Source organism: Ruegeria arenilitoris (assembly GCF_013032445.1).
Classification (GTDB): Bacteria; Pseudomonadota; Alphaproteobacteria; order Rhodobacterales; family Rhodobacteraceae; genus Ruegeria; species Ruegeria arenilitoris_F.
In genome coordinates, this window is the sequence record NZ_WQCA01000076.1 from 1 (window position 1) to 1,778 (window position 1,778).

1 protein-coding gene is annotated in these 1,778 nt (G+C 62.9%); it reads right to left on the reverse strand.

The genetic code is table 11. From position 1 onward, the window contains the following. Positions 1-1,775 (reverse strand): sulfoacetaldehyde acetyltransferase (gene xsc / locus GOW98_RS25470; protein WP_170337391.1); only part of this gene is annotated, 1,775 nt, incomplete at its 3' end. Positions 1,776-1,778: the final 3 nt, after the last annotated feature.

Sequence of the window (1,778 nt, forward strand, 5' to 3'; positions counted from 1 at the left end):
ACCCCGGCCTGTTGGTTCATGTCGTCGGCGCTGATGCCTGCGACTTCGACGGGCTTTTTCATTGCGTCGCGGCGGAAGGGCTCACCCAGTTCCTGGTTGATCATGGCTTCGATCAGGGTGGTGATACCGTTCTTCTGGTCCTCGATGGCCTGGTTCAGGGCGGCGGTCAGCTCGTCCTGAGTGCGGGCAACGACGCCTTTCAGACCACAGGCCTGTGCGATCCCGGCATAGGACACTTTGGTGTCCAGCTCGGTGCCGACGAAGTTGTCGTCGAACCACAGGGTCGAGTTCCGCTTTTCCGCACCCCACTGGTAGTTGCGGAAGACGATCTGGGTTACGGCGGGCCATTCCTCGCGACCGATTGCGGTCAGTTCGGTGACCGCGATGCCAAAGGCACCGTCACCCGAGAAACCGACGACTGGCACGTCCGGGCAACCGATCTTGGCACCGATCACCGACGGCAGACCATAGCCACAGGGGCCGAACAGGCCGGGGGCCAGGTATTTGCGGCCTTCTTCAAAGGACGGATAGGCGTTGCCGATGGCGCAGTTGTTGCCGATGTCGGACGAGATGATCGCCTCTTTCGGCAGCGCGGATTGGATCGCACGCCACGCCATGCGCGGGCTCATCCAGTCGGGCTTGGCGGCACGGGCGCGTTCGTTCCAGGTGGTGCCCGGATCGTCCTGCTCGTGATCCATCGAGGTCAGTTCCTGCGCCCAACGCGACTTGGTTTCCGCGATTTTCGCCTTGCGCGCGTCGCGGCCTTCGTCGCCTGCGGTGTCCGAAAGCTGTGCCAGGATGTTGGTGGCAACGGTGGCCGCATCACCCACGATGCCGACCGAGACCTTCTTGGTCAGGCCGATGCGATCAGGGTTGATGTCGACCTGAATGATCTTGGCGTCAGTGGGCCAGTATTCCATGCCATACCCGGGCAGGGTCGAGAACGGGTTCAGACGGGTGCCGAGGCACAGAACGACGTCCGCTTCCTTGATCAGCTCCATCGCGGCCTTCGAGCCGTTATAGCCCAGCGGGCCGGCAAACAGCGGGTGCGAGCCGGGGAAGGCGTCGTTGTGCTGGTAGCCAACGCAAACCGGGGCGTCCAGGCGCTCGGCCAGGGCTTTCGAGGCTTCGATGCCGCCCGCGGACAGAACCGTGCCGGCGCCGTTCAGGATGACCGGGTTCTTGGCGTCCGACAGCAGCGCGGCGGCTTCGGTCACGGCAGAGGCACCGCCCGAAGGCAGTTCAAATTCAACCACGGCAGGCAGTTCGATATCGACCACCTGGGTGAAGAAGTCCCGCGGCACGTTGATCTGCGCCGGGGCCGAGGCGCGCTTGGCCTTGGTGATCACTCGGCTCAGAACTTCGGCCATCCGCGACGGGTCGCGCACTTCTTCCTGATAGCAGACGCAGTCGGCGAACATGCGCATCTGTTCCATCTCCTGGAAGCCGCCCTGACCCATGGTCTTGTTTGCCGCCTGCGGCGTGACCAGCAGCAGCGGGGTGTGGTTCCAGTAGGCGGTTTTCACGGCGGTGACAAAGTTGGTGATGCCGGGGCCGTTCTGCGCGATCATCATCGACATCTTGCCGGTGGCGCGGGTGTAGCCGTCGGCCATCATCCCGCCCGAGCCTTCATGCGCGCAATCCCAGAACGTGATGCCGGCTTTCCCGAAAATATCCGAGATCGGCATCATCGCCGAACCGATAATGCCAAAGGCATGCTCGATCCCGTGCAGCTGCAGAACCTTAACAAAGGCCTCTTCTGTCGTCATCTTCATCTG